Origin of the sequence: Streptomyces sp. NRRL B-3229 (assembly GCF_000719505.1) — a bacterium.
GTDB classification, from domain to species: domain Bacteria; phylum Actinomycetota; class Actinomycetes; order Streptomycetales; family Streptomycetaceae; genus Streptomyces; species Streptomyces griseorubiginosus.
The window spans coordinates 411,698-435,473 of record NZ_JOGP01000007.1; the positions used below are offsets into that span (position 1 = coordinate 411,698).

A 23,776-nucleotide genomic window follows, 5' to 3' on the forward strand; every position below is an offset into this window, starting at 1 on the left:
ACGTGTCGCACACCATTCCTTTCCCGGCCCGGCACCCGCTATGGTCCCCGTCGGTGGATCGAGACCCCTCGCCCCACCGTGCCCTCGGGGGGAGGGAAGGAATCCGAGACCATGCCCGTACCCATACCGCGGCAGCGCGCGATCCCGGCCGCGGAGAGTGGTCAGGCGCCGGCCGCACCCAAGGGCGGCCCCTCCAGGGAAGACGCCCCGCGCAAGGAAGCCACGGTCGACAACAACACCGCCACCCCACTGACCCTGCTGGTGATCGAGGACGATCCCGGCGGCTCCACGGTCGTACCCGAACTCCTGGACCCGGCCGGCAGGCCGATCCGCGTCCGCACCGCCCGCAACCTCACCGAGGCCGAGCGGCTGCTCACGGACGACGTGCACTGCATCCTGCTCGACCTCGCGCTGCCCGGCTCCGGCCGCACCGCTGACGACGACGAGCTCGCCGTACTCAGGCACGTCCTGGAGCTCGCGCCCCGGCACGCCGTCCTCGCGCTGACCGCGTCCGGAGACGCCGAGCGGGGCGCCGAGGCAGTACGGGTGGGGGCCCAGGACTACCTCTTCCGGGACGAGCTGGACAGCCGGCTGCTGAGCCGGGCGATCCGGTACGCCGTGGAGCGGAAACGTTCCGACTCGGCGGAGCGCAGGCTGGCCGAGGGACGGGTGCGGGCGCAGGAGAACCGGCGCCTGGAGCGCGGGCTGCTCCCCACGCCACTGCTGGAGGGCTCCTCGCTGCGGTTCGCCGCGCGGTACCGGCCGGGGCGCTCGCGGGCCCTGCTCGGCGGGGACTTCTACGACGTCGTACGCACCCCCGACGGGACCGTGCACGCGATGATCGGTGACGTCTGCGGGCACGGTCCCGACGAGGCGGCGCTCGGCGTGGAGCTGCGCATCGCCTGGCGGGCGCTGACCCTGGCGGGCCTGTGCGGGGACGAACTGCTCGGCACGCTCCAGGAGGTGCTGGAGCACGAGCGCTCCGACGACGAGATCTTCGCCACCCTGTGCACGGTCGACATCGCGCCGGACGGACGCCGGGCGGGACTGTGTCTCGCCGGGCACCCCTCACCGCTGGTGGCCAGGCCGGGCCGACCCGCCCGCCTGCTGCCGTACGACAACAACGGCCCCGCGCTGGGACTGCTCCCGGGCGCGCGCTGGCCCCGGATGCAGGTCGAGCTGGGGGCCGAGTGGAGCCTGATGCTCTACACCGACGGGCTCATCGAGGGGCACATCGGCCAGGGCCGGGAGCGGCTCGGGCAGGACGGGATGGTCGCCATGATCCGCCGCCAGCTGTCCGAGGGACTGCGGGGCGAGGAACTGCTGCGGGCCGCGGTCAACGAGGTGCGCTCGCTCAACGGGGGCGAGCTGGCGGACGACGTGGCGGTGCTGCTGCTGGACCGCGAGGGCTAGCCACGAGGGTCGGCCACACCCTGGAAGGGGCGCGGTCCTCGGCTTGGGTGCTTACCTGCCCCCGTTGTACGGCCCGTAAGGACCGTCGCTGCTCGAACCCCTGCCCCGGCCGCTGCGGCCGCCGCCCGGCAGCGCGCGGATCGCCGGACGTACGTCGACCATGTACACGATCGTGGCGATGAGACCGATGATCGGCAGGAACGACAGGATGTTGAAGATCAGGTTCACCACGAAGGCGAGCCCGAGGATGATCAGCCAGAAGGGCTTGGTCTTCTTGTCGGCCGCGCGGTAGGCGTCCTCACGGCGGATGGCGGCGTCGAAGAGCGCGAAACCGCTGAAAACGATCAGGGCCATGCTCAGCAGCCACATGAAGCCTGCGAACCCCTGCATCAGCACAACGTCCACCACCCGACTCGGCTCGTCATTACGCGATTGAGCGATTACGCGGTCACCGTACCCGCTCCCGCGAGTCAGCTACCCGGACAACGGGCCGGGCACTCGGTAAGTGCCCGGCCCGTAGCCCTGATGTGTCCCGCGGGTTGTCCTACTTCGCGGGCGGGTTCTTCTTCGGCGCGGTCTTGCGCGGGGTGGCCTTCTTGGCGGCGGGGGCCGTCTTCTTGGCCGGGGCCGGCGCGGGGGTGGTGGCCGTGGCGGTGGCGGGCTTGGCGACCGTGGCCGGGGTCGCGACCTTGATGTCGCCCGGCTCGGCGTCGGGCTCGACGGCGATCGCCAGTTCCTCGATCTCCTCGGCGGCCTCGCCGCGCCAGGTCTTCACGGCCTGCTCGCCGTGCTCGGCGACCTTCTCGTAGGTCTCACGGGCCTTGACGGCGTACTCGGCGGCCACGCCCACGCTGCGCAGGGCGAAGTCCTGGGCGGACTCACCGAGCTTCTTCAGGTCGGCGTCGAGGGTGGAGCCGAGCTTCTTGATGTCGCCGTCCAGGCTGGTGAAGAACTCACCGACCTTCGACTGAAGGGTCTCCTGCGTCTCCTTGACCTTGGCGCCGGCCTCCTTGGCGCGCGCCTGGGCCTTCTCCTGGACCACCTTCGGGTCGGTGCCGCGCACGGCCTCGATCCGGGACGGCGCCTCGGCGCGGAGCTGCTCCACCAGGCCGGGCACCTTCTTGGCCTCCTGGAAGGCCAGGTCACCGGCGCCGGCGAGGAAGTAGAGCGGGGTCGGGTCCTTTACGGCCTTGCGGATGTCGTCGGTGATGGCCATGGCGATGGTCCTCCCGGGTCGCTTTCTGCTGAGGGTTTTGGGTCCCGCGTGCCGGTCGGCGTGCTGTCGAGCCGGGTCCTGACTCAACTGGCCGTCTGGTGCGGGTCGGCGTCGCTGCCGTCGGTCGTACGGGTGTCTTCAACGGCGGTGCCGCCCAGTACGTCACTGTCCTGGACGTCGCTGTCGTTCTGCGTGGCGCTCTGCGTGTCGCTCTGTGCGGGGGCCGCGTCCGCCGGGGCGATCTCGAAGCCGTTCTCCTTGCGGAAGGACTCGTAGATCTGGAGCAGCACCTGCTTCTGCCGCTCGTTGAGCGTGGGATCGGCGAGGATGACCGCACGTGTCTCCACGTCGTCCCGGTCCCGCTCGGCGTCGAGGATGCCGGCCCGCACGTACAGCGTCTCGGCGGAGATCCGCAGGGCCTTGGCGACCTGCTGCAACACCTCCGCGCTCGGCTTGCGCAGCCCGCGCTCGATCTGGCTCAGATACGGATTGGACACCCCGGCGGCATCGGCGAGCTGCCTGAGCGACAGCTGCGCGGTGCGCCGCTGTTCACGCAGATACTCACCGAGATTGCCGACGTTGAGCGATGCCATGCGTCTACCTTGCCTCCCCCCGCTAACTATTGCAAGCACCCGCTTGCAAAAGTGCGCCATGCCACGTCGGGCCGGACGGCATGCAGAGGTCCGTCGTGACGGCGACGGCCTGCCGATCGGCGGACCGGGACTTCCTGCGGCCGGGGACGCCGGCCGGCCGGAACATGTCCGGCCGGCCGGCCCTTGTTCGTTCGCCTCGCCGGTATGCCGGCAGGCGGTCAGGTCATCCGATCCTGACCTTGTAGACACCGCTGGAGACATCGGCGGCGGAGGGGGTCACCGTCACGCCGCCGAGCGCCCTCGTCCACCTCCCCCACGCCTGGACGTAGGTACTGCACTGGCCCGTCTCCCAGGCCGAGATGTCGTAGGTGGTCCCCGCCGTGACCTGGTACCGGGTGGTGAAGTTCACCCGCCAAGTGGTCTGATTCAAAGTCCAGTTGACGCTGCTCGCGGGTATGCAGGTGACGGAGGATCCGTTGTCGATCTGAAGGCTTCCGTAGTAGACGACGTTGTTGTCGAGCTTGGAGGCGAACGGGACATCGGCGGCCAGGGCGGCGGAGGCGGTGGGCGTCGCGGCTACGGCGGTTGCCGGGGTGAAGGCGACCAGGCCGACGACGGCGAGCGCGGCGGCCAGAACGGCCGACCGCACAGCTCGACGGTGAACGCTCATGGTTCCTCCCTGTGGGGGGTGAAGTGGATGAACGATGACTGCGCCTACAGTACTTGAAGTTTCACGCAATTCAACGGAAGCTCGCGTCGGCGAACAGCCCCGATGCGTAAGGGAGTTGGCTGGTGATCTGGCGGTGACTGCCGGCCCGCCGGACGATGGCGGGATGGGGAAGCGGGAGACGCCGGAGGAAGCGGTCCGCCGAGTCGGGCGGGAGGTTCTCGGTTTCCTGACGGAGACGGGATTTGCCGGACCGCACGAGGTCGACGGTGGTTTCTCCTATGCCGGTCACGGCCTGCGGATCACCATCTACTACTGGTACTGGAAGAACGAAGCCGGAGTGATCGCGGACGTCCGGATCCTGGGTGACTCCGGCCCCAAGGCCCAAGCGGACATTGCCCAGTTGTACGCCGAGTGCGGCCTCGGGGCCGTCAATCACCTGCCCAGCCAGGCCGCGAGCGCAAGGCTGGCCGGACTTCGCGTCCGAGCCTTCGCCGCAGCCCTGGAAACCTTGCTGCCCCACCTTCTCGCGCCCGGTCGCACCGCGCTCGTCAAGCGGGCATCCGCCCGTCCCTGACGCACGCGGCCGGCATTCACGCGGCTCGGCGAGAACGGTGATCCTCAAGAGATAGCGTTTCCGTCACTCCGAGTGGATGAACGAGTGAGGGCGACGGAGTGCGGTTTTCTTGGCGTGGCTGGAGTGTACTGCGGTGGGTGACGTTCGGGGCGATCGCCTTCGGGTCGGTGTTCCCGGTCGTCGGGTTGGTCCTCGCCGGGGTGTCGGCCTCGTTCCTCGCGGATGCGGAGCGGACCAAGGGGACCGTGGACGCCGCCGACGGCTCTGACCGCACCACTGCGGGCCTGAACATCGCCGACGGACCCATCCGCAGGGAGGCCGAGCCCTCGCCCCTACCCCCGCCCCGCCACGAACACGAACTCCCTGCCCGGCCGGTCCGGTGCGTCCCGTACGTCCTCCACCACGAACCCCTGCCTGACCAGTTCCGCCTCGATCTCCGCCCGCTCCCGGAAGCGCAGGGTGGAATCAGAGGTCAGGGTCAGCCCGTCCGCGGCGAACACATAGGTCCACCGGAACGACACCAACTGCCCTTCCATACCCGTCACTTCGACCCAGCTCTCAACCTCCCCGACGCCCGCCACCTCCGTCACGGCGTACGACGCCTCCCGGTTCCACTCCTCCCAGGCCCGCCGTGCCGGGTCCCGCGTCTCGAACACCAGGCGCCCGCCGGGCCGTAGTGCCGCGTGCGCGCCCCGCAGGGTCGCCCGCCAGGCATCCGCCTCTACGATCTGCTGCGCCACGTTGGCCGTCATGGTCACCAAGTCGACGCACAGCGGGGGCAGTTCGGTCGCATCGCCGTGGATCCAGCGCACGCGTTCCGCACCGGGCTTCCCCCGGGCCACGTCGAGCGACGCCGACGCGGGATCGACCCCGACGACCTCGACCCCCCGCTCGGCCAGCACCAACGCGAACACCCCCGTCCCACAGCCGACGTCGAGCACCCGCCGCGCCCCGAACTCCTCCACCATCCCGACGTAGGCGTCGAGATCACGGCGATCGGGGTCGAGCGGATCGTAGACAGCGGCCAGCCGCGGATCGTTGAAACCTTCGTCAGCCATGGGGCCGACGGTAGGTCAAGCACACCCGCCCGGACCACCCGATGTCCCCCGCCCCCTCTCACCCCCTGATCCACTCCTCCAGCACGGCGAAGTCCGCGTCCACGAGGCCCCGTTGGGCCTCCACCCGATGCACGAGCGCCCGACCCGGATGATGCCCCGCCACCCACACCCGGTCGGCATCGGTGACCTCGTCGTCGACCCAGACGAAGTCCCGGCCGACTGCCCAGGAAACAAGCGGACGAGTCTTCCAGTGCAGCCCGGTCCGATCCTTGTCGTCGTCCGTGTCCGGCCAGTCCACAAGGGGCAGTTGGGGCAGTCCGAGCCAGGGCGCCAGGCAGGTGTTCGCGTCGTCCATCCACGTCGTGGCCCACACCAGCTCGCACCCCAGCGACACAAGGCGCGCGCCGAGTGCCGGGTCGACGCGGGACAGCAGGGGGTGCTCGGCAGCGGCCGCCGGCAGCGGAAAGGCAGGGTCGTACTGCGGGTACGGCCCTGCCCCGAACGGCAGCACCGTCCCGTCGACGTCGAGGAACAGCAGCACCCCGCTCAGCCCTCGAACCCACCCGCGGCCAGAGCCTCGTCAACCCGTTTCCGATGTGCCGTCTCCCACTGCTCCAGCGTCTCCTCCGCCTCCTTGGCCAGCTTGGCGCGGGCAGCGCTCAAGGTCTTCGCCAGGCGCGCGCCCGGCACGGCCACGACCCCCTCCTCGTCGGCCACCACCACGTCCCCCGCCTCGACCCGCACCCCACCGCACCGCACCGGCTCACCCAGCGGCGTCACGGCCTTCTTGGTGCCCGGGATCGGGATGACACCCCGCGCGAACACCGGGAAGCCGGCCTCCCGCACCTCGGCCAGGTCCCGGATCAGCCCGTCCGCCACGAACCCGGCGATCCCCCGGCGCTGGGCCACCGCGCAGACGTTCCCACCGGCCAGCGCGTAGTCGAGGTCGCCTGACTCCACCACGATCACCGAACCGGCCGGCGCCCGGTGGATCGCCGCGTGCAGCATCAGGTTGTCGCCGGGAGGGCACCGTACGGTGAAGGCCGGCCCCGCGATCCTCGGCACCGGCCCCCACAAGGGCCTGATCCCGATGTCCATGACCTGCTCACGGCCGAGAAGATCGGCCAGGGTGGTCGTGGGAACGTCCGCAAACTCGTTGGTCTCGATCATGCGCCGGACGTTACCGTGGGGACATGACTGCCGGGTCGGCCATGTGCCGTGAGCGAGTTGGGTGCCCGGCCTCTGAGTGAGGCCGGGGCGGGCCAGGGGCCCGCCGCTTTCTCTGAGTCCTCCAGGAAATGACCAGGAATCGACCGGAGACCAGAGAAAGCAGAGCAAGTGACCAACCCCGCCAACCCCTTCCACGACTTCAACCAGCGGATCATCGACGAGTTCCGCGCCAACCACGGCCAGGTCGGCGGCCCCTTCGAGGGCGGCCGTCTGATATTGCTCACCACCACCGGCGCCCGCACCGGCACTCCGCACACCACTCCCGTCGGCTACCTCCCCGACGGCGGCGACCGCATCCTCGTGATCGCCTCGGCGGGCGGCTCGCCCCGCCACCCCGACTGGTACCGCAACCTCGTCGCGAACCTCCAAGTCACCGTCGAAAGCGGCGTGTTCACCTATGAGGCGCGGGCTGTCGTCCTGTCGGGCGACGAACGGGACCAGGCCTTCGCACGGGCCGTGGAGGCGGACCGCGGCTGGGCGACCTACCAGGAGAAGACGGACCGGGTCCTCCCCGTGGTCGCACTGCACGAGATCGCCCGCCCCGGCCCGCCGACCATCAACGCCGGATCCCCGGGCGAGGCGATCCGGCTCGTCCACGACGTCTTCCGCCGCGAACTCGCCCTGATCCGCCGTGAGATGACGACCGGCGGCTCGACCCTCGGCGCCCAGCTCCGGGTGAACTGCCTGACGTTCTGCCAGGGCCTGCACAACCACCACACGGGTGAGGACATGGCCATGTTCCCCTTCCTGGCCGACCGCCACCCGGAGGCGGCGCCCGTCCTCGACCGGCTGCGCGCGGAGCACGAGCACATCGCGACCCTGGTGGAGGAGCTGCGCACGGCACTCGCGGACCCGGACCCCGCCGCCGTCCGCACCGAGGTCGACCGCCTGACGACCGAGCTGGAAGCTCATCTGACGTACGAGGAGGAGCAGTTGATCCCGCTGCTCGACAGCGGCGCCTGACTCGGCCGCACGGGCGGCCGTAGCCCTGCACCGGCTAGAACGGCAGCGGCCGCCCGTGCACCACCTCCAACCGCGACACCGCTCTGGTCAGCACGACGTACAGCCGGTGCAGCCCGCGCTCCTCCGCCTCCGCGATCGCCGCGGGCTCGACGGCCACGACATGGTCGTACTCAAGCCCCTTGACCACCGCGGCTGTTACGACGCTCACCCGTGCCCCGATCTCGTCCGGCCCGGCGGCGGGGATCCCGGCCGCGTCGAGGGCGCGGCGTACGTCCTCGACCTGCTCGTCGGCCGCGACGACCCCCACGGACCCGTCCTGCGCGAGCGCGTCCCGCACGGCCGCCACGACAGCCTCAGGCAACGCCTCCGCGTCAGCCACCGGCCGCATCCGCAACTCCCCGTCCTGCCGCAGCGACCGCCCCGCCGGCACCTCCACGTCCAGCCGATCCAGGAGTCGGTTGGCAAGCCCTACGACGGCCCGCGGCACCCGGAACCCGACGGTCAGCGGTACGACGGTCGCGTCCGGCTTGCCGAGATGGGCGAGGACGGTGGGCCAGGAGCGGGCCGCCCACGGTGTGGTCCCCTGCGCCAGATCACCGAGGACGGTCAGCGACCCGAACCGGGCCCGGCGCGCGATGGCCCGGCACTCCATCGGTGACAGGTCCTGCGCCTCGTCGACGACGAGATGGCCGTACCCTTCGGGGTGTTCCACCAGCCCGGCGACCTCGTCGAGCAGCACGAGATCGGCGGCCGACCAGCGCGCCGACTTCCACGACCGCGGCGGTCTGCCCCACAGCAGCTCCTGTTGCTCGCCCGCGTCGAACAGCCCGTCGGCGTGGACGGCCAACGCAGCGCCGTCCGTGAGGAGTTCGGCCAGCAGCTCCTCGGGCCGCACCTTGGGCCACACGACGTCGAGGAACGCCCCGACCGCCCTCGACCGCGAAATCCGCTGCACCCAGGCCCCGTTCTGCGGCCCGGCCCGCCGTTCGGCCTGCAACTGCACACCGCGCACCACCCGTCCGCGCACCCGCTCCCGCCCGGTGCCGTACGGCGGCTCCTCCTCCCGTACGTCCGCCACGATCCGCGCCAGCTCACCGCCCGGGACCCGCCAGCTGTAGGAACCGTCCTTGATCTCAAGGGGTTTGACGGACTCGGTCGACACGCGTGCGTAGAGCGCCCGGCGCAGCACCTCCGCCATGCGGGCGTCGTGCTTGAGGACGGCGGTCGGGCGGGGGTCGGTGGCGGTGACGGGGTGACGGGCGATCTCGTCCTGGAGCGTGGACTGGCGCACGCCTGTCTCGCCGAGTGCGGGCAGCACCTGGGAGATGTAGGAGAGGAAGGTCCGGTTGGGCCCGAGGACGAGGAGTCCGCCGCGCCGCATCCGCTGCGGGTGGGTGTACAGCAGATAGGCGGCCCGGTGCAGCCCGACGGCGGTCTTGCCGGTTCCGGGAGCGCCCTGGACGCACACGGAGACGGCGAGGTCGCCCCGTACGAGATCGTCCTGCTCGGGCTGGATGGTCGCGGCGATGTCCCGCATGGGCCCGATGCGGGGCCGTTCGATCTCGCGGGCGACGATGGCGCTGGGCCCCGACTCGCCTTCGCTCAGATGCTCGTCCTCGAGCCCGGTGAGGTCGGCGGAGTCCCCCGCGCTCCCCGGCGCCCACCCGAACCGCCGCCGCACGGCGACGCCCTGCGGATCCTGGACGCTCGCCTGGTAGAAGGCGCGGGAGACGGGCGCGCGCCAGTCCACGACGAGGGGCGGGGCGGCGGGGTGCTCGGTGATCCGGAGCCGGCCGAGGTGGTAGCCCTGCCCGCTGTGGTCACCACGATCGAAGTCCAACTTGCCGAAGAACAAGGGCCCTTGGGGCAGCTCCCGCATCTCCTTGGCCTGACTGCGCAACTGGTACCCGAGGACCTCGGCATCGGCGCCGGAGGCGGAGACGTCCTCACCGACGACGACCTGCCGCTGGGCCCCGTCGACCATGGCGGCGAGGGCGGCACGGCAACGGTCGTGGTGGGCGCGCTCACGGCGCAGGGTCTCTTTCAGGGTGGGGTCGGCTGAGGCTGAGGTCATGGGGTGACCCTACGCGAAGAAACGCAACTGAGTTAACTTTTTAACCGGGGCTCACTTCTCCCCGGCCAGCCGGGGCAACCCACCCGCCAGCGCCCCGAAGGCCCGTGCGGCCGCAGCCACGGCGTCCACGCGCACCTCCTCGATCGGCTCCCCCTCGGCAATCCGCCGCCAGTTCTCCAGAGCGAGCACCCGCCGCACGGCGATGATCTGCCCGGCGGCCAGCCGTGCGTCGAGATCACCTCCGAGCACCTCGGCAAGCGCGGCTTCCTGCCGCTCCAGATGTCCGTGAGCCCGGGCGACGAGGGAGGGAGTCCCGTAGAGAAGCCGATGAAAGGCAAGCACCTGAGGATGATCACTGAGCCCGGTCACGGGATCCCCCCGCTCCAGCCCCTCGAGAAAATGCCGCCTCAGGGCAACGAGCGGCGCCTCCCCCGACTCCCTCACGACCCGCGCGGCCTCGTCCTCGTGATCGGCGATCCGATGCAGGACGAGATCCTCCTTGACCGGGAAGTACCGGAAGAGGGTCGGCTTGGAGATCCCGGCAGCAGCGGCGATCTCAGCAACGGACACGGCATCGAACCCCTTCTCCAGAAAGAGCCGGATGGCGATCTCGGAGACGGACTCGTACGTCTGCTGCTTCTTGCGTTCGCGGAGGCCGGGAGGGTGGGTCATGGGGGGAGCCTACGCATCGCCGTACGAGGTGAGGTCAGGACGCCTGGAGAGAGGCGGGCGCCTTGAGCGCAGGCGGTGCCTTCGGTACCGCGCGTCGGCGCAGTCCCAGGGAACCGGTGGCGGCGGACAAGGTCATCTCGTACGCGTCGACGGCCCGCCGCACGTTCGGGGTGTCCAGCGCGGCCCCGGTCGTGATCCGGTCCAGATCGACGTAGGCCGAGCGGATCTGCTCGATCCAGCGGTAGACCCGCCAGTCCTTCTCCCACCCCGTGACGCACTCCGGAGGAAGCTTCCTGCTCCAGCGGTCGAACATGCGCATCCGCATCTCCGTCCGGGTGGGCGTCAGATGCAGATGACGCACGAGGTCGTACAGGGGATCGCCGATCATCCCCATCTCCCAGTCGATGATCGTCAGCCCTCCCCCACGTCCGGCACGCACCAGGTTCCAGGGGTTGAGGTCGCCGTGCAGGATGACGGGCGCGCGGTGCGCCACTTCATAGCGGCCGAGGGCCCAGCGGAGTACGTCACCGCTCGGCAGACCCCTTTGCTCGGCGGCTCGCAGGGTCTCCTCGGGAAGTTCGTCGACGAAGACGGCGAGCCGTTCCGCCAGCCAGAGGTAGAAGCCCTCCTTCGGCTCCTCGTACGACAGGGACGAGTGGCCGACCCTCGCGAGCGCGGCGAGTTCATCGACGAGTTCGTCCGCCTCGGCGGGCAGCAGGCCGTCCACGGGATGCTGTGGCGGCCGACCTCCGGGGCCCTCGTACGTGTGGATCGCGAAGTGGCGCCCGCGGTCGTCGTACCCCAGTGCCAGGATGCGTGGTGCCCGGATCCGCGCTTCGGACTTCTCGATCAATTGCAGAACGGCGTGTTCCGGAAGAAGCCCCTGCTCACGGCGGGGAGCCGCCGCGGTTTCGCGCCGGACCACGACGGGGTCCGGATGCCCCTCCACCCGGACGACGGTGTTGAGGTGAGCGGTACCGCGAAAGACCAGGTCGGCGGGGGCGAGTCCCTCCGCGGCGAGCGCACGGCGCACGAGGACCGGGGAGAAGTCATTCCGCTCAGGGACGCGAGGGTCACGTTGCCACAGGAACAGCGTGTCCGGCAGCACGTCCGCCTTCCGCGCGATGCGCGCCGCCTGCCAACGGAACAGGGCGTCCTCGATCTCCTTCCCGCTCGGGACCTCGGACATCCCCAGCACGCCTGACGCGACGTCCAGGGCGGCCTTGATGTCCTCGGCCACCACGTGCAGCCGTGGTGCGTCGATCTCGTCACCAAGGGATTCGGCCGCCTTGATCAATTCGGCGTAGGCGAGATTGATCCGCTCGAAGGTGACATACCGCGGGAAGTCCCGGCGGGCACCGTTGACCGCTGTCAGCCTCACGCTTCCCATCTCGCGCACCCATGCGTCGAGAACCTCGTCCAGTTGGTGCTCGGGGTAACGCATCCGGACCGCATGACTCGCGAGACCGTGCAGCGGGTCTCCGTACGACGCGGAGTTCCAGTCGAGGCGGGCGATCGAGAGCTTGGGGCCTTCCAGGACGATCACGTTGTCACGGTTGAGGTTCAGGAGCAGGAAGCCGTAGGGACGGCGGGCCGGGGTGGGCATCTGTGCGGCACACCGGGCCAGCGCGTCGCCCGGAACTCCGAGAACGGCGAACAGGCCGCTGAAGTCGAGGATCCGTCGAGTCGTCCGCCGTACGACGGTGTCCAGGTAGCCCCGGCTGTCCCTCTCGTTGGGCGGCCAGGCGGCCAGGAAAGGAGGCAGAGCCTCTTTGCGCACCAGAGTCAGCTGCGCAAGAAGTCGGGTCAGCAACCTGATGGTCAGCGGGTCGACCGGCTTGCCTGGGGGGCATGTCCTGGGCTGCAATCCGCTGCCTGCGTCAGGCAGGAACATGGGCGTACCCAGGGAGATCTCCCGCCAGTACGGGCTCTTGCGGATCTCCGTGATGACGGCATTGCGGACTTCGCCCCCGCGGTCAGGCCAAGCCCCGATCGCCACTCGTGCTCCTGAAACGCTAGTTCTAAACCTCTGAGGGGATATGCATGCAAGAAAATTGATGCACACGATAGCGGGACGCGCCCGCTCACATGGCCGCAATGCCGCCCTTGGAGCGAGACCTGTCGGACATGTCTGGGTCACTACGGACCTTTTAACGTCTCCGTTCACGCTTTGTTACGTGGCCGGCAGCAGTCAGGGCGGAGCGATGCCCATGCCGTCGACAGCGTCCGGGCGGTCCCCCGAGTGGGTCCGACGGCTGCGCCGTCACGCCGACGCGTAGCGGTGCCAGCAGGCGTCGAACCAGTCCTGCCAGCTCTTCATGAACACGGTTCCGACAGCGTTGGGGTCACCCTCGTCGTACACGAGCCGTATCAGGGTGGAGCCCAGCCCAAGGACGTCCCAGGCCTCGATCTCGGTGTCGTCGTCCATCAGAATCGTGCGCTCCACGATCCTGTAAGGCCCCATCAGGCCCTCGACGCCACGTCGCAGATACAGCTTGTGTGACGGAGCAAGCGGCACCTCGAGCACCTTCACTTCCACCTCGTCCACCAGCCCGTCGGTCTTGAGGCTGCGGAGGGCGTTACGCAGCGAGGAAGTGTGGCGCCTGATGATCTCCCTGGTCCGGGCCTGGAGGATCCGGTCCAATTCCTGCACGCCGCCGTCCACAGGGGCGTCCTTGGGCGTCCTTGCTCGTGGATAAGGCAGCTCGATCGCGTCAGAAGGCAGCAGTATCCGCAGCGCGATGCGCTCCGGGGCGGGAATCTGCTCGGTTCGGATCGCCTCGGCCTGCACCCGCATATGGGTGTCGAGACTCTCCGACGTGAAAGTGAAGACGTCCAACTCCACGACCGGCTGGGCAAAGGCGCGGGCGACAAAGGGGCCGAGCGCCACGCGCCCGGCCGGAACCTTCGTCGGCGACGCCAACTGCAACGGGAGCGTCGCTCGCACCTTCGAGCCACTGCCTTGTCGGGATTCGATCCAGCCGTCGTCTTCCAGCACACCGAGGACGCGCTGGATCGTGTCGCGTGAGACGTCGAACTCAGCGGCCAATGCCCGCTGCGCAGGCAGGTTGGAGCCCGGCTGGTACTCGCCATCGGCGATCCGGGATCGCAGTGTTGCAAGGATGACGGCTCCCTTGCCGCGATTTTCACCCACACCGCGACCGTACCTCTCCCAGTGGTCACGCAAACCACCTCCAGTCCACCACCAGTCAAATTTGCCTGCCCCAATGACCCACGTGCGCAGGCCAGTTAGAGGATCAACCAGTCCGGGCACAACCAAATCGAGGAGATCCGGCCAATTGGGCTGATCACATGGACCAGTCCTTCCAAATGTGGACAGGCGGTGCCGTGGAGTGGATCGGTTAGGTGGACGCGGTTCAGTACCGGCCAGGCAGGACGTCGAGCACCTGTTCCAGCGAGCGTACGACCACCTCCGCCCCCGCCTCCCTCAAGATCCTCTCCTTGTGCTCGTTACGCGCGTAACCCAGAAACTCGACTCCGGCCAGGCGCGCGGCCTCGAGGTCTGTCGCAGCGTCACCGATCATCAACGTGGCTGCCGGAACTGCCCCCATGGCCTTGACGGCCTCCTCCAGGCAGTACGGGTTCGGCTTCATCAGGTCGAGGTTCGGGGTGCGACCGTAGACGTGCGGGAAGCAGTCCGTCAGCCGGCGGCTCCTGACGTACGCCGATGCGGCGACAGCGGCGTTGTTCGTGGTGATCGCGAACCTGGCCCCGAGCGACCACCATGTCCTGATCAGCGGGTCGGCATATGGGGTGGGGTGCGCCTTGGCCACCGCCTCCAACTCGCGCCGAGTCAGCCACTCCTCCAGCGCGAGGACCAGGTCGCTACCCCGATGCCGGTTATGGACACCACGCAGGGGCTCATGCGGGTCGTTGCTGGATCGTTCCTGCGTGGTCAGCAAGGCTCCCATGCCCAACTGGTCGATCATTGCGACCAGTTGCTCAGCAATGTCGTGCGCCGGATACCCCGCGAACAACTGGCACATCGGCCCGTCCATGTCCCAGAGCACGTACCGGGCGGAGGCGACCAGTGATGCGAGTCGTGCTGTCTCTGCTGTCACCGGTTCAGTGTGCGTCGTCTCAGGAGTCACTAAGAGAGTGTCAGGTCAGTCGTGATGGTTGCCCAGAGGGCGTCGAACCACATCTGGGATTGCGCGACGAACGAAGCGTCACGTTCACCGGCTCCCTTGTCGAAGGAGAAGAGCAGCGACTCCGTGCCCAGGACGTCGTACATGTCGAGGGTTCCGGTCTCCGTGGCCTCCTCACGCCGGGCAACCATGTAGTACGCGATCAACGCCTCCTCCCCGTTCAGCAAGTACAGCTTCACCGGCGGAGTGAACGGCAGTGCCCGGAATCTGACGTTGACGTCGATGCCGTGGGAGGAGCGCAGGGCGCGGAGGTTGTGGCGCAGGACGTGGCCCTGGGCGTTGCGCATCTCCAGCCAGCGCTGGTGGACCGGGTTGTCGTCGTCGGGGGCCTCCACCGGAACCGGGAACGCCAGGTTGATGTCGCGGGAGGGCAGCAGGATGCGGACGTCGATGGACTCGGGGCGGATCCGGCCCTCATGGATGAGGCGGACCGGCTCGCTCAGGGCCACCATCAGGGTCTCCGCGGTGAGGCACGCGGCGTCGATGCGGACGTGCGGACTCGAGAACGCCTCCGTGAGGCGGGGGGCCAGGGCCACCATCGTCGGCTGAGGCTCCCCCGACAGGCCCGGCACCCGCTCCGCGATCCGCGGCGGGCTCCCCTTGCTCACATTGCTGAGCAACCCGTCCTCCTGGAGCACGCGCAGCGCCTGGCGGACCGTGCCTCGTTCCACGCCGAACTCGTCCGCGAGTTCCGCCTGGGTGGGGAGGCGGTCGCCGGCCTTGAGGTCGCCCGTGCGGATGCGTTCTCGCAGGGTGTCAGCGATTTCCTGGGGCGAGAGCTTTCTGCTGCCGTTCACTGCCACGTTCTCCTGGGTCACGACCAAACGTTACAACTCCAATCCATCTATGGGGAGTTGTTGCGAAGTTGTTTATCAACCACAGCCAAGTGGGGACAACATAGTCAGAGTTGGTTGCCAACTTGGTTGAGTTGGTGGAGGTTTTGCCTCCGCATCGTCGACCGAACCGTCAATCGAGTCGCCCCCGGCACCACCCGCACCACCACCCGCCTCGCCCGCCCCGACGCCCGAAGGGGGAACCACCATGCCCGCCCTTGCCCTCCTCTCCGCTGTCTTCGTCGTCGGCGTCGAGCAGACTCTCCAGTGGAAGTACGGCGCCAGCGGCATCATCGGAATGCTGCTGCTCACCATCGGACTCAAGGCCAAGAACCCCGCGATCAGCTCCACCGGGGCGGTCGTGCTCGCCCTGCTGGTCGCCGGACCGGCGATGTGAAGGGACAGCGCCTCCGCCAGTCACCGTGGGAGACGTCAGCTCGTGAGCGCCAGCTCCGAACTGATCGTCTCCCACAGCGCGTTGAACCACAGGTGGGACTGCTCCACGAAGGTCGTGTCCCGCAGGCCGGCGCCCTGCTCGAACGGGAACAGCATCGACTGCGTGCCCTCGGAGTCGTACAGCTCCAGGTGCTCGTGGTCGATCTGCTGCTTGCGGCGGGTCAGCGTGTAGTACGCGAACAGCGCCTCCGAGCCGTTCAGCAGGTACAGCTTGACCGGCGGCGTGAAGGGCAGCGCGCGGAAGGAGACCCGGACGTCGATGCCATGCGTGGCGCGCAGGGCGAGCAGGTTGTGCCGGAGGACCTGGCCCTGGGCGTTGCGCTGGGCCAGCCAGCGGTCGTGCACCGGGTCGTCGTCGCCGCGGTCCTCCACCGACACCGGGAACGCGAGGTCGATGTCCCGGCCCGGCAGCAGGACCCGGACGTCGATCTTGGCCGGATTCAGTCGTCCGGCGTGGATCTCACGCAGCCCCTCACCGATCGCGAGGTTGAGGGAGACCGAGGTCAGGCACAGGGCATCGATCTCGACGTGCGGGGCCGCGAAGGCGGCGGCGATACGGGGGCCGAGGGCGACCGTGGTGGGCTGCGGGGCGGCTCCGGCGCCGTGCGGCGAACGGCCCGTTCCCAGGTCGGGGGCGACGGTCGCCGGACTTCCCTTGGACACGTTGGTGAGCAGGTGTTCCGCCTGGAGGACGTACAGCGCCTGGCGTACGACCCCGCGCTCCACCCCGAACTCGTCGGCCAGCCGCGCCTGGGTGGGCATGCGCTGACCTGCCCGCAGCGTGCCGGACCGGATCCGGGCGCGGAGCTCGTCGGCCACCTCGTGGTGGGACTTGTGTGGCCGCTGTGACCTCTTCCGTCCATTGACGGAGGCGTGTTTCGGGTCCACGGCCAAACACTACAACTTCCCGCCATCTTTTGGCAGTTCACTGGAAGGTGGTTATGAGCCGCTTCCAAGCGGAGATAAGTACAGTGAAGTTGGTCGCCAACTTGAGCAACCTTGGGAGACATGGTCAATCCTTCACAAGGTTGGCCAAGTCGGCGGTCGGCAGGGGCCACCGTCCCGCGAGGGACCGTCCCGGAGGAGGACCGTCATGCCGTTCATCGCCGTCGCCGTCGCCGCCCTCGCCGTCGGGTTCGAGGCGCTCGTCCAGTGGAAGTGGGGCGCGATGGGCATCGTCGCGTTCGTCGCCCTGACCATCGGCGTCAAGTCCAAGAACGTCGCGATCGGCGGGATCGGCGCGGTCATCCTCGTGATGCTGCTCGCCCAGTGAGGGCGGGCGCCCGTCCGGACGGGGCCCCCTCGGGCCCAGGATCCGGCTGATCGGGCTCCCTTCCGGAGGGGAGCCGGGAGTCCGGTCGGTCTGCACAGCCACAACTGAACACCGACAACTGAAGAGCCTCACCCGCACAGCCACAACTGAACAGCACCGCTACGGATGAACAGCACCGCTACGGATGAACAGTCAGTCGCCCAGGGGCAAGGAGGTCTCAGAACATGTCCAGGCACCAAGGGCGCCTGGACGTACGCAGCAGGGCGTCGGCCCCCCGGCCGGCGCCCGCTCGTTCTTCCCGCACCCGCCCCAGCGCCACGAGCCGCACCACCGACTCGTCCCCGAGCCACAGTCGCGCCAACTCCCCCACGTCCAGCGTGAGATCCGCGCTCCGCGTCGTCGCCGTACACGTGGCGCCGTCCGGTGCGGCCTCCAGCAGGTAGCGGCCGCCGGCCAGTCCGGAAGCGTCCACGACCTCCAGCACCAGCTCCCCCTCGCCCTCGTACGTCCGCGCCTCCAGGGCCCGTACGACATCCAGGATCCGCACCCACATCCAGTCCGCGTGCATCGTGACGCCGGCCGCGGGCGGGTTCGGCAGCAGATGCGGGAGCAGGTCGTCGGGGGCCCGCCAGTCGCTCTTGACCCGCATGACCCAGTCGATCGAGCACAGGTAGTGCCACAGCGCCCGCTCGGCGGCCGGGGTCGAGGCGATCATGCTGCGGACGCTCGCCGTGTTGGACGGCTGCATGGTGTCGGCCCACTGGTCGTCGACGTCGTACGCCACCAGCCCCTCCACCGTGCCGTCCGCGGCCCGGTACATCGCGTAGAAGGGCTCGGTCCACGCCGGGTCGGTGCGCACGGCGCCCGTGTGCAGCTGCCACCACCAGTCGCTGCGGCTGATCGCCCCCGGGGTGGCCCGGCGCACCCGGTCGTGCAGTTCGGGACCGAGCTTGCGTACGACAACGGGGTCCACCAGGTCGATACGGCCGCCGTCCAGCGCCGGGCCCCGGGGGTCGAGACCGGCGCGGGTGACGTCGACCGTCCACACGGTGCCCGAGGTGGCCGGGCCGAAGCCGTAACGGCCGTAGATCCCGTACTCCGCGGCGATCAGCGTGGCCACGACGTCCCCGCGGTCCTTCGCGGCGGCCAGGTCCTGGGTCATCATGCGGGTCAGCAGACCGCGGCGGCGGTGGGTGGCCGCCACGGTGACCGCGGAGATCGCGTCGGCGGCGACGAACCCGCCACCGACCGCCGTCACCTCCTGCGCGAAGGACCGGAAGGTCGCCACGCACCGGTCCCCCTCGAAGGCCCCGACGAACCGACCGGGCTCGAACTGTGCCCGGCGCGCCTCCACTTCCGCCGCCGGCACGACGGGCCCCTTCAGGAACCCGGCCCGCACGGCCCGCAGCCACTCGGGATACTCGGCCTCGGTGATCGCACGGACGTCGATGTCGGCGGTGGGGGCTATGTCGGCTCGGTCGTTCATGGGGCCACGGTAGGGGGGCGGGGAGGTGGGTGTCGCGCAGATTTTCCGCACGCCGTTCCGCCGGCTCATCGCCCCCTCACCGCTACGCCAGCAGGTCCTCCACCTGCGCCTCCCCCTCCCGGTACCGCCGCGTGATCTCCCCGCTGCACTCGTCCGCCGTCCGCTGGAGCCGTTGTCTGCGGCCGGAGACCTGCTGCTCGTAGCGCACCAGGCGGCCCATCGCCGTGTTCAGTTCAAGGTCGGTGCGGGCGCCCAGGTCCGAGAGTTCGACCTCGGCGAGCATCTCCGCGGCCAGCAGGCGGTACTCCTCGCTGTGCGGGGTGCCCAGCGTGACGTGGCGGGCCGAGGAGCGGTGGCGGGCCGGGGCGTCGGTGAGGATCTCGGGGAGCCGCTCGACCACCGAGGCCTCCGGGAGCCGCTCGGCGAGCGGGTCCCGGCCCGTCGGGGAGCGGCGGGCGAGTTCCGCGCGGAGGATGTCGATACGGCCCTGGAGCAGCCGGCGGACGTAACTGAGGTCCGCCTCGTCCCGCTGGGCGTCCCGGCGCAGCGCGCGCAGCGCCGGCAGGCTCAGCCGGGCGAGGTCGTGCTCCGGCGGCTCCGGGGGCAGCACGGGGCTGTCCGTACGTTGTGCGGGCGGCCGCAGACTGTCCAGCCGCCCGGTACTCGGTGTGCTCATGCGCCTCTACCGTCCCCTCGACCGGCGTGTGGAAGCATCGTGCCACCCCAAGTGGCCGCTATGTGACCGAGTGCCCCCGAACGGCCGCAGATGGGGGCTTAAGGATCAAAAACAAACCCGGACGCCGTCCCTTCGGGCAGGCCCGGCATGATGGTCGTATGCGAGCGGTGGTGCAGAGGGTGGACGGCGCGAGCGTCGTCGTCGACGGCGAGACGGTCGGGGAGATCAGCGGCGAGGGACTGTGCGTCCTGGTCGGGGTCACGCACGAGGACACCAAGGAGAAGGCGGCCCAACTGGCCCGCAAACTCTGGTCGGTGCGCATGCTGCACGACGAGAAGTCGTGCAGCGACATCGACGCCCCGCTGCTGGTGATCAGCCAGTTCACGCTGTACGGCGACGCACGCAAGGGCCGCCGCCCCACCTGGAACGCGGCCGCCCCCGGCGACGTCGCCGAGCCGCTCGTCGACGAGGTCGTCGCCCAGCTGCGCGCCCTGGGCGCCACGGTCGCCACCGGCCGCTTCGGCGCGCGGATGCGGGTGTCCCTGACCAACGACGGCCCGTTCACGGTCCTGTTGGAGATGTGACGAGATGTGACCCGTCACGGGCCGGTGGCGGGCAGGCGCAGGAACTCCCCGTCACGGGCCGGTCAAAGGCAGGTGCAGGAACTCCCGGCAGTCCCGGGCCACCGCCGCCATGCCCAGCTCCTCGGCCGTCCCGAGTGCCGTGCGGGCGTGCTCCCGCGCCCCCGCCCGTACCGCCGCGGAGTCCGACCGCAGCCGCGCCCGCGCCTCGTCCAGCCGCAGCCGTGTCATCTGCGCCGGCGAGTGCTGGGCCAGCCGCACCGCGCGGCGCAGGTGCCCGAGCGCGGTCTCCGGCTCACCCGCCACCAGCGCGAGCAGCCCGCTGAAGCGCGCGGCGGGCCCGAGCAGGACGGTCGGCCAGCCCGCGAGGACCAGTTCACCGGGGTGCGCGTCCAGGAGCGCACGCAGGGGTGGGACGTACGGCAGCAACTCCCCGACGCGTACGTCCCGTACGGCCAGCTCCGCGCACGCCTGGGCGAGTACGGCGGCCGTGGGCAGCGCCCAGCCGCTCGGCGGGAACCTGGTGAACCCGTCGGTGTCCGCGGCGAAGGCCAGTACCTGGTCGGCCGCCTGGTCGTGGCGGCCGGTCTCGCACAGGGCGAGCGCGAGGCCCGCCCGCCACACCGGGAAGTAGTCGCGGCGCCGGACGCCGGCCATGAGCGGGGAGTCGAACAGCTCGGCCATCCGGCCCTGTTCGTGGCGGAGCCAGTAGGCCTGCCCCAGGCAGGTCTGGCTGAGGGTGTCGGCGGGCACCGCCAGGTCCCGTTCCATGGTCTCGGCGATCGTCCTGGACTCGCCGAGGATCCACTCCTCGGCGGCGACGAACTCGCCCTGCCACAGGTTCATCAGGGCGTCCAGCGTGCCCTGTTGCCAATGCGCGAGGGTGCTGTGCCGGTGGGCGGCGTGCTCGCGGTGACGCCGCACCGTCGCGTCCGCGGCGGTCACCCGGCCCACCCTCAACTGGTCGATGGCGAGGGCCACCAGGGCCTCGCCCATGAAGTACATCGAGCGGGAGCGGACCGCCACGTCCCGTAACTCGGCCGACAGGGCGAGGAGTTCGGCGGCGGGCGCGAAGTCGTAGAGGGCCCAGCGGCATTCGGTGAGGACCTCGCAGTGGGTCTCGGCGCCGATGCCCGGGAGCCGGTCCCGTAACTCCCTGAGCACCCCGCGGGCCCGGTCGACGCTCGTGCCGGGTTCGGCACCGGCGACCGCGGTGTCGTCGCCGACGCCCATGGTGAGCTTCTTGGCGCGGTGCGCGGTGAGGCGCAGCCGCAGCTCCACCGCGGGGAGGTCCTCGCGGCCGGCCAGGGTCTTCAGGCACTCGTCGATCCGGGCGATGAGGTCGCGATCCACCTGGCCGGGGTCGGACCAGCGGCGGGCGCAGCGCACGACGGCGTGGGCGCGGGCCAGGTCGTCGCCCTCGGCGGCCCGGTACGCGGCGAGGTAGAGCCGGCCGGCCTCGTACATGTCGCCGAGGAGATGGCGGGCGTCACCGCGGCGGATCAGCTGGTCGAACTCGCTGCCCGAGGTGCGCGAGGTGCCCGGCGTGCGCGGGGTGCCGGGGGTACCCGAGGTGCCGGCCGGGGCGGGGGCGGCTCCCGAGGGTCCGGGTCCCCGGCGCCGCCCGCGCCGCCCCGGTCGCGCGGGCGGCGCGGGGGGCACGGACCGCGCCGGCCGGTCCGGCAGCAGGCCCAGCAGCTCGCCCTCCGCGTGCAGCACGGTGTCGCACTCCCGGGCCAGCGCGGGGCCGGGCATCCGGGAGCCGTTCTCCACCCGGCTGAGGTAGCTCTTGCTGTAGTTGACGAGCCGTGACAGCTCGCCGAGCGACAGTCCGGCGGCCTTTCTGCGCACGCGCAGTGCCTCGGCGAATTCCTCTTCCGGTGTCATGGCGCCTCCCCCGGGACAGTTCGTCACCTCGTTCGCCCGAACACTTGCTCCCCGTGTCCGGCTGGTCGCTGCCCGTTGCCAAATTATGGGTTGTCAACGGCATATCGCGCCCAGGGTTTCCAGCCGGACGCACCCTGGACGTGGAGAGCGCCCCGCGCGGGGGGCGGGGCGCTCACGACCGGGAGGGTCGGTTCAGGCATGAGCACACGCATGAGGACGACCGGGGAGTCCCGGGACGGGGAAGGCCACTCGGACGGCCACTCCGACCGGGAGCGGGAAACGTTGTCGGGCCCGCAGAGCATCCCGCGTGCCGTCCTGCTGACCGGTTTCCTGATCACCGCGCTGGGCGGGCTGACCGGGATCGCGGCGGTGGTCTCGGCGCTCACCGGCCTCGGCTCGGGCACCGACGGGACGGACGTCCCGGCGCAGCAGTCGCAGGCCGCACCGCCGTCCGCCTCCCCGTCCCTCTCAGCGGCCCGTACGGCCTCCGTACGGATCCAGTACCCGCAGCAGGCCGCCTCGGTCCGGCTGCACCAGAAGGTCTACGGCGTCGCCGTGATCCCGCCGCACCACACCCTGTGGCTGGTCGCGCACAAGAAGGGCGAGGCCGCCCTGAACCTGCTGGGGCGGGTGCACCTGACCGGGCCGGACACCGGCCCGACCAGCTGGGACGCCTGCCCGCAGATCGGCGACCTCCCGGCGCAGCGCGGAGCGAGCTTCGAGATCGGCGCGGTGCTGGTCCCGGACGCCACCTCCGACTACCTGCTCGGCGCCACCACCTACACCGGCGTCCAGCTGGTCCCGGCGAAGGCGGGCGCCGATGTGGCGGGCCTGGTCAGCACCCGGCTTCCACCGGGCACCGACACGGTCCACCGGGCGTCGGTGTGGGTGACGCTGGACGCGGGCGGGGAGAACTGCTCGTCGTGACGCCGACCGGTACGACGCCAAAGCACTGGCTGAAGCAGCAGCTGAAGCACTACGGCTCCACGACCACTTCCTGAGCAGCCGCCGTCGTCTCCGCGACGAGGCGCGCGTCCAGGGGGATGTTCCGCTTGACCAGAGCGAGGGCGACCGGGCCGAGCTCGTGGTGCCGTACGGACGTCGTCACGAAGCCGATCTTGCGGCCGTCGGGCCCCTCGTCCGCGAGCCTGAGGTCGGCGCCGGCGGGCGGCAGATGGACCTCGCTGCCGTCCAGGTGCAGGAAGACCAGGCGGCGCGGCGGCTTGCCGAGGTTCTGGACGCGGGCGACGGTCTCCTGGCCGCGGTAGCAGCCCTTCTGGAGGTGCACGGCCGTACCGATCCAGCCCAGCTCGTGCGGGATGGTGCGGTGGTCGGTCTCGAAGCCCAGACGGGGGCGGTGCTGCTCGACACGCAGCGCCTCGTACGCCAGCAGCCCGGCCGCGGGCCCGGACTTCTCGGCGTAGGACTCCAGTTCGGCGCGCGGCAGGAAGAGGTCACGACCGTACGGCGTCTCGCGTGCGACGACCCCGTCCGGCACCTCGGCGATGGATCCGGCGGGCAGGTGGACGACGGCGAACTCGTCGGTGCGGTCGGCGACTTCGACCCGGTAGAAGAACTTCATCGACTCCAGGTAGGCGATCAACGCGCTCTGGGTGCCGGGTTCGACATGGGCCCAGACGGTCGTGCCGTCGTCGACGAGGTACAGGGCGTGCTCGATGTGGCCGTGCGCGGAGAGGATCAGCGCCTCGGTGGCCTGGCCGGTGGGCAGGTCGCTGACGTGCTGGGTGAGCAGCAGGTGCAGCCAGCTGAGGCGGTCGTCGCCGGTGACGGAGACGACCCCGCGGTGCGAGAGGTCGACGAATCCGGTGCCGTCGGCGAGGGCGCGCTGTTCGCGGAACAGGTCGCCGTAGTGCGCGGCGACGCCTTCGTCCACGCCCTCGGCGGGGACGGCGCCGGGCAGGGACAGCAGAGGGCTCTTCATATGCACAAGC

At 70.2% G+C, this 23,776-nt stretch carries 25 protein-coding genes; 7 read left to right on the forward strand and 18 right to left on the reverse strand.

Annotated features, from left to right (window positions below):
- Positions 1 to 111 precede the first annotated feature (111 nt).
- Positions 112 to 1,413 (forward strand): PP2C family protein-serine/threonine phosphatase, encoded by a 1,302-nt coding sequence (locus IF54_RS0113790; protein WP_030318100.1) that lies wholly within the window; start codon positions 112 to 114, stop codon positions 1,411 to 1,413.
- Between the two features lie 51 nt (positions 1,414 to 1,464).
- Here IF54_RS0113790 and IF54_RS0113795 read toward each other — a convergent pair whose 3' ends face one another.
- The 4 genes from IF54_RS0113795 to IF54_RS0113810 form a co-directional block, all read right to left on the reverse strand.
- Positions 1,465 to 1,803 (reverse strand): DUF2516 family protein, encoded by a 339-nt coding sequence (locus IF54_RS0113795; protein WP_030318102.1) that lies wholly within the window; start codon positions 1,801 to 1,803, stop codon positions 1,465 to 1,467.
- Between the two features lie 154 nt (positions 1,804 to 1,957).
- Positions 1,958 to 2,629, reverse strand: a complete 672-nt coding sequence (locus IF54_RS0113800) for a hypothetical protein (protein ID WP_030318104.1) — start codon at positions 2,627 to 2,629, stop codon at positions 1,958 to 1,960.
- Positions 2,630 to 2,712: 83 nt separating this feature from the next.
- Positions 2,713 to 3,222 (reverse strand): helix-turn-helix domain-containing protein, encoded by a 510-nt coding sequence (locus IF54_RS0113805; protein ID WP_030318106.1) that lies wholly within the window; start codon positions 3,220 to 3,222, stop codon positions 2,713 to 2,715.
- A 223-nt stretch (positions 3,223 to 3,445) separates the two neighbouring features.
- Positions 3,446 to 3,892, reverse strand: coding sequence for a hypothetical protein (locus IF54_RS0113810; protein WP_159002132.1), 447 nt, complete (start codon positions 3,890 to 3,892; stop codon positions 3,446 to 3,448).
- A 163-nt stretch (positions 3,893 to 4,055) separates the two neighbouring features.
- Here IF54_RS0113810 and IF54_RS0113815 point away from each other — a divergent pair, with 163 nt between their 5' ends.
- Entirely contained in the window at positions 4,056 to 4,466 is a 411-nt protein-coding gene (locus tag IF54_RS0113815) for a hypothetical protein (RefSeq protein ID WP_051735437.1), read from the forward strand.
- Between the two features lie 332 nt (positions 4,467 to 4,798).
- On the opposite strand, the gene IF54_RS0113820 is transcribed toward IF54_RS0113815, so the two are convergent.
- Genes IF54_RS0113820 through IF54_RS0113830 form a run of 3 tightly spaced genes read right to left on the reverse strand, consistent with a single transcriptional unit; the run spans position 4,799 to position 6,694 of the window.
- On the reverse strand, positions 4,799 to 5,524 hold the full coding sequence (locus IF54_RS0113820; RefSeq protein WP_030318112.1) for a class I SAM-dependent methyltransferase: 726 nt from the start codon (positions 5,522 to 5,524) through the stop codon (positions 4,799 to 4,801).
- Between the two features lie 58 nt (positions 5,525 to 5,582).
- On the reverse strand, positions 5,583 to 6,065 hold the full coding sequence (locus tag IF54_RS0113825) for an HAD domain-containing protein (protein WP_030318113.1): 483 nt from the start codon (positions 6,063 to 6,065) through the stop codon (positions 5,583 to 5,585).
- Between the two features lie 5 nt (positions 6,066 to 6,070).
- Positions 6,071 to 6,694, reverse strand: a complete 624-nt coding sequence (locus IF54_RS0113830) for an RraA family protein (RefSeq protein ID WP_030318115.1) — start codon at positions 6,692 to 6,694, stop codon at positions 6,071 to 6,073.
- A gap of 168 nt (positions 6,695 to 6,862) precedes the next feature.
- On the opposite strand from IF54_RS0113830, the gene IF54_RS0113835 reads away from it, so the two are divergent.
- Positions 6,863 to 7,717, forward strand: coding sequence for a nitroreductase/quinone reductase family protein (locus IF54_RS0113835; protein ID WP_030318116.1), 855 nt, complete (start codon positions 6,863 to 6,865; stop codon positions 7,715 to 7,717).
- 34 nt (positions 7,718 to 7,751) lie between these two features.
- Here the strand turns inward: IF54_RS0113835 and IF54_RS0113840 are convergent, their stop codons facing one another.
- The 6 genes from IF54_RS0113840 to IF54_RS0113865 form a co-directional block, all read right to left on the reverse strand.
- Positions 7,752 to 9,791, reverse strand: a complete 2,040-nt coding sequence (locus IF54_RS0113840) for a HelD family protein (RefSeq protein ID WP_030318117.1) — start codon at positions 9,789 to 9,791, stop codon at positions 7,752 to 7,754.
- 51 nt (positions 9,792 to 9,842) lie between these two features.
- The gene (locus IF54_RS0113845) at positions 9,843 to 10,463 is read right to left on the reverse strand and encodes a TetR family transcriptional regulator (protein ID WP_030318118.1); all 621 of its coding nucleotides are present in this window, start codon (positions 10,461 to 10,463) and stop codon (positions 9,843 to 9,845) included.
- 34 nt (positions 10,464 to 10,497) lie between these two features.
- A complete protein-coding gene (locus IF54_RS0113850; protein WP_234438979.1) occupies positions 10,498 to 12,462 on the reverse strand; it encodes a phosphotransferase family protein in 1,965 nt (654 codons plus the stop codon).
- A 264-nt stretch (positions 12,463 to 12,726) separates the two neighbouring features.
- Positions 12,727 to 13,617: a GntR family transcriptional regulator gene (locus tag IF54_RS0113855; RefSeq protein WP_030318122.1), complete on the reverse strand. Its 891-nt coding sequence runs from the start codon at positions 13,615 to 13,617 to the stop codon at positions 12,727 to 12,729.
- A gap of 223 nt (positions 13,618 to 13,840) precedes the next feature.
- Positions 13,841 to 14,545, reverse strand: a complete 705-nt coding sequence (locus tag IF54_RS0113860) for an HAD family hydrolase (RefSeq protein ID WP_030318124.1) — start codon at positions 14,543 to 14,545, stop codon at positions 13,841 to 13,843.
- 29 nt (positions 14,546 to 14,574) lie between these two features.
- On the reverse strand, positions 14,575 to 15,456 hold the full coding sequence (locus IF54_RS0113865; protein ID WP_030318126.1) for a winged helix-turn-helix domain-containing protein: 882 nt from the start codon (positions 15,454 to 15,456) through the stop codon (positions 14,575 to 14,577).
- A gap of 217 nt (positions 15,457 to 15,673) precedes the next feature.
- Here IF54_RS0113865 and IF54_RS0113870 point away from each other — a divergent pair, with 217 nt between their 5' ends.
- Positions 15,674 to 15,862, forward strand: coding sequence for a hypothetical protein (locus IF54_RS0113870; protein WP_030318128.1), 189 nt, complete (start codon positions 15,674 to 15,676; stop codon positions 15,860 to 15,862).
- Positions 15,863 to 15,897: 35 nt separating this feature from the next.
- On the opposite strand, the gene IF54_RS0113875 is transcribed toward IF54_RS0113870, so the two are convergent.
- The gene (locus tag IF54_RS0113875; protein WP_078851968.1) at positions 15,898 to 16,815 is read right to left on the reverse strand and encodes a winged helix-turn-helix domain-containing protein; all 918 of its coding nucleotides are present in this window, start codon (positions 16,813 to 16,815) and stop codon (positions 15,898 to 15,900) included.
- Positions 16,816 to 17,014: 199 nt separating this feature from the next.
- Here IF54_RS0113875 and IF54_RS0113880 point away from each other — a divergent pair, with 199 nt between their 5' ends.
- Positions 17,015 to 17,194, forward strand: a complete 180-nt coding sequence (locus IF54_RS0113880) for a hypothetical protein (RefSeq protein ID WP_030318133.1) — start codon at positions 17,015 to 17,017, stop codon at positions 17,192 to 17,194.
- A gap of 217 nt (positions 17,195 to 17,411) precedes the next feature.
- Here the strand turns inward: IF54_RS0113880 and IF54_RS0113885 are convergent, their stop codons facing one another.
- Together IF54_RS0113885 and IF54_RS0113890 are read right to left on the reverse strand one after the other, a co-directional pair.
- Positions 17,412 to 18,680 (reverse strand): GNAT family N-acetyltransferase, encoded by a 1,269-nt coding sequence (locus IF54_RS0113885; RefSeq protein WP_107047830.1) that lies wholly within the window; start codon positions 18,678 to 18,680, stop codon positions 17,412 to 17,414.
- Positions 18,681 to 18,762: 82 nt separating this feature from the next.
- Positions 18,763 to 19,356, reverse strand: a complete 594-nt coding sequence (locus tag IF54_RS0113890; protein WP_030318137.1) for a hypothetical protein — start codon at positions 19,354 to 19,356, stop codon at positions 18,763 to 18,765.
- A 158-nt stretch (positions 19,357 to 19,514) separates the two neighbouring features.
- On the opposite strand from IF54_RS0113890, the gene dtd reads away from it, so the two are divergent.
- Entirely contained in the window at positions 19,515 to 19,940 is a 426-nt protein-coding gene (dtd, locus tag IF54_RS0113895; RefSeq protein ID WP_030318141.1) for a D-aminoacyl-tRNA deacylase, read from the forward strand.
- Between the two features lie 51 nt (positions 19,941 to 19,991).
- Here dtd and IF54_RS42990 read toward each other — a convergent pair whose 3' ends face one another.
- A complete protein-coding gene (locus tag IF54_RS42990; RefSeq protein ID WP_030318144.1) occupies positions 19,992 to 21,824 on the reverse strand; it encodes a helix-turn-helix domain-containing protein in 1,833 nt (610 codons plus the stop codon).
- Positions 21,825 to 22,022: 198 nt separating this feature from the next.
- Here IF54_RS42990 and IF54_RS0113905 point away from each other — a divergent pair, with 198 nt between their 5' ends.
- Positions 22,023 to 22,751, forward strand: coding sequence for a hypothetical protein (locus IF54_RS0113905; protein ID WP_159002134.1), 729 nt, complete (start codon positions 22,023 to 22,025; stop codon positions 22,749 to 22,751).
- 49 nt (positions 22,752 to 22,800) lie between these two features.
- On the opposite strand, the gene IF54_RS0113910 is transcribed toward IF54_RS0113905, so the two are convergent.
- The gene (locus tag IF54_RS0113910; protein ID WP_030318149.1) at positions 22,801 to 23,766 is read right to left on the reverse strand and encodes a YgfZ/GcvT domain-containing protein; all 966 of its coding nucleotides are present in this window, start codon (positions 23,764 to 23,766) and stop codon (positions 22,801 to 22,803) included.
- Between the last annotated feature and the right edge of the window lie 10 nt (positions 23,767 to 23,776).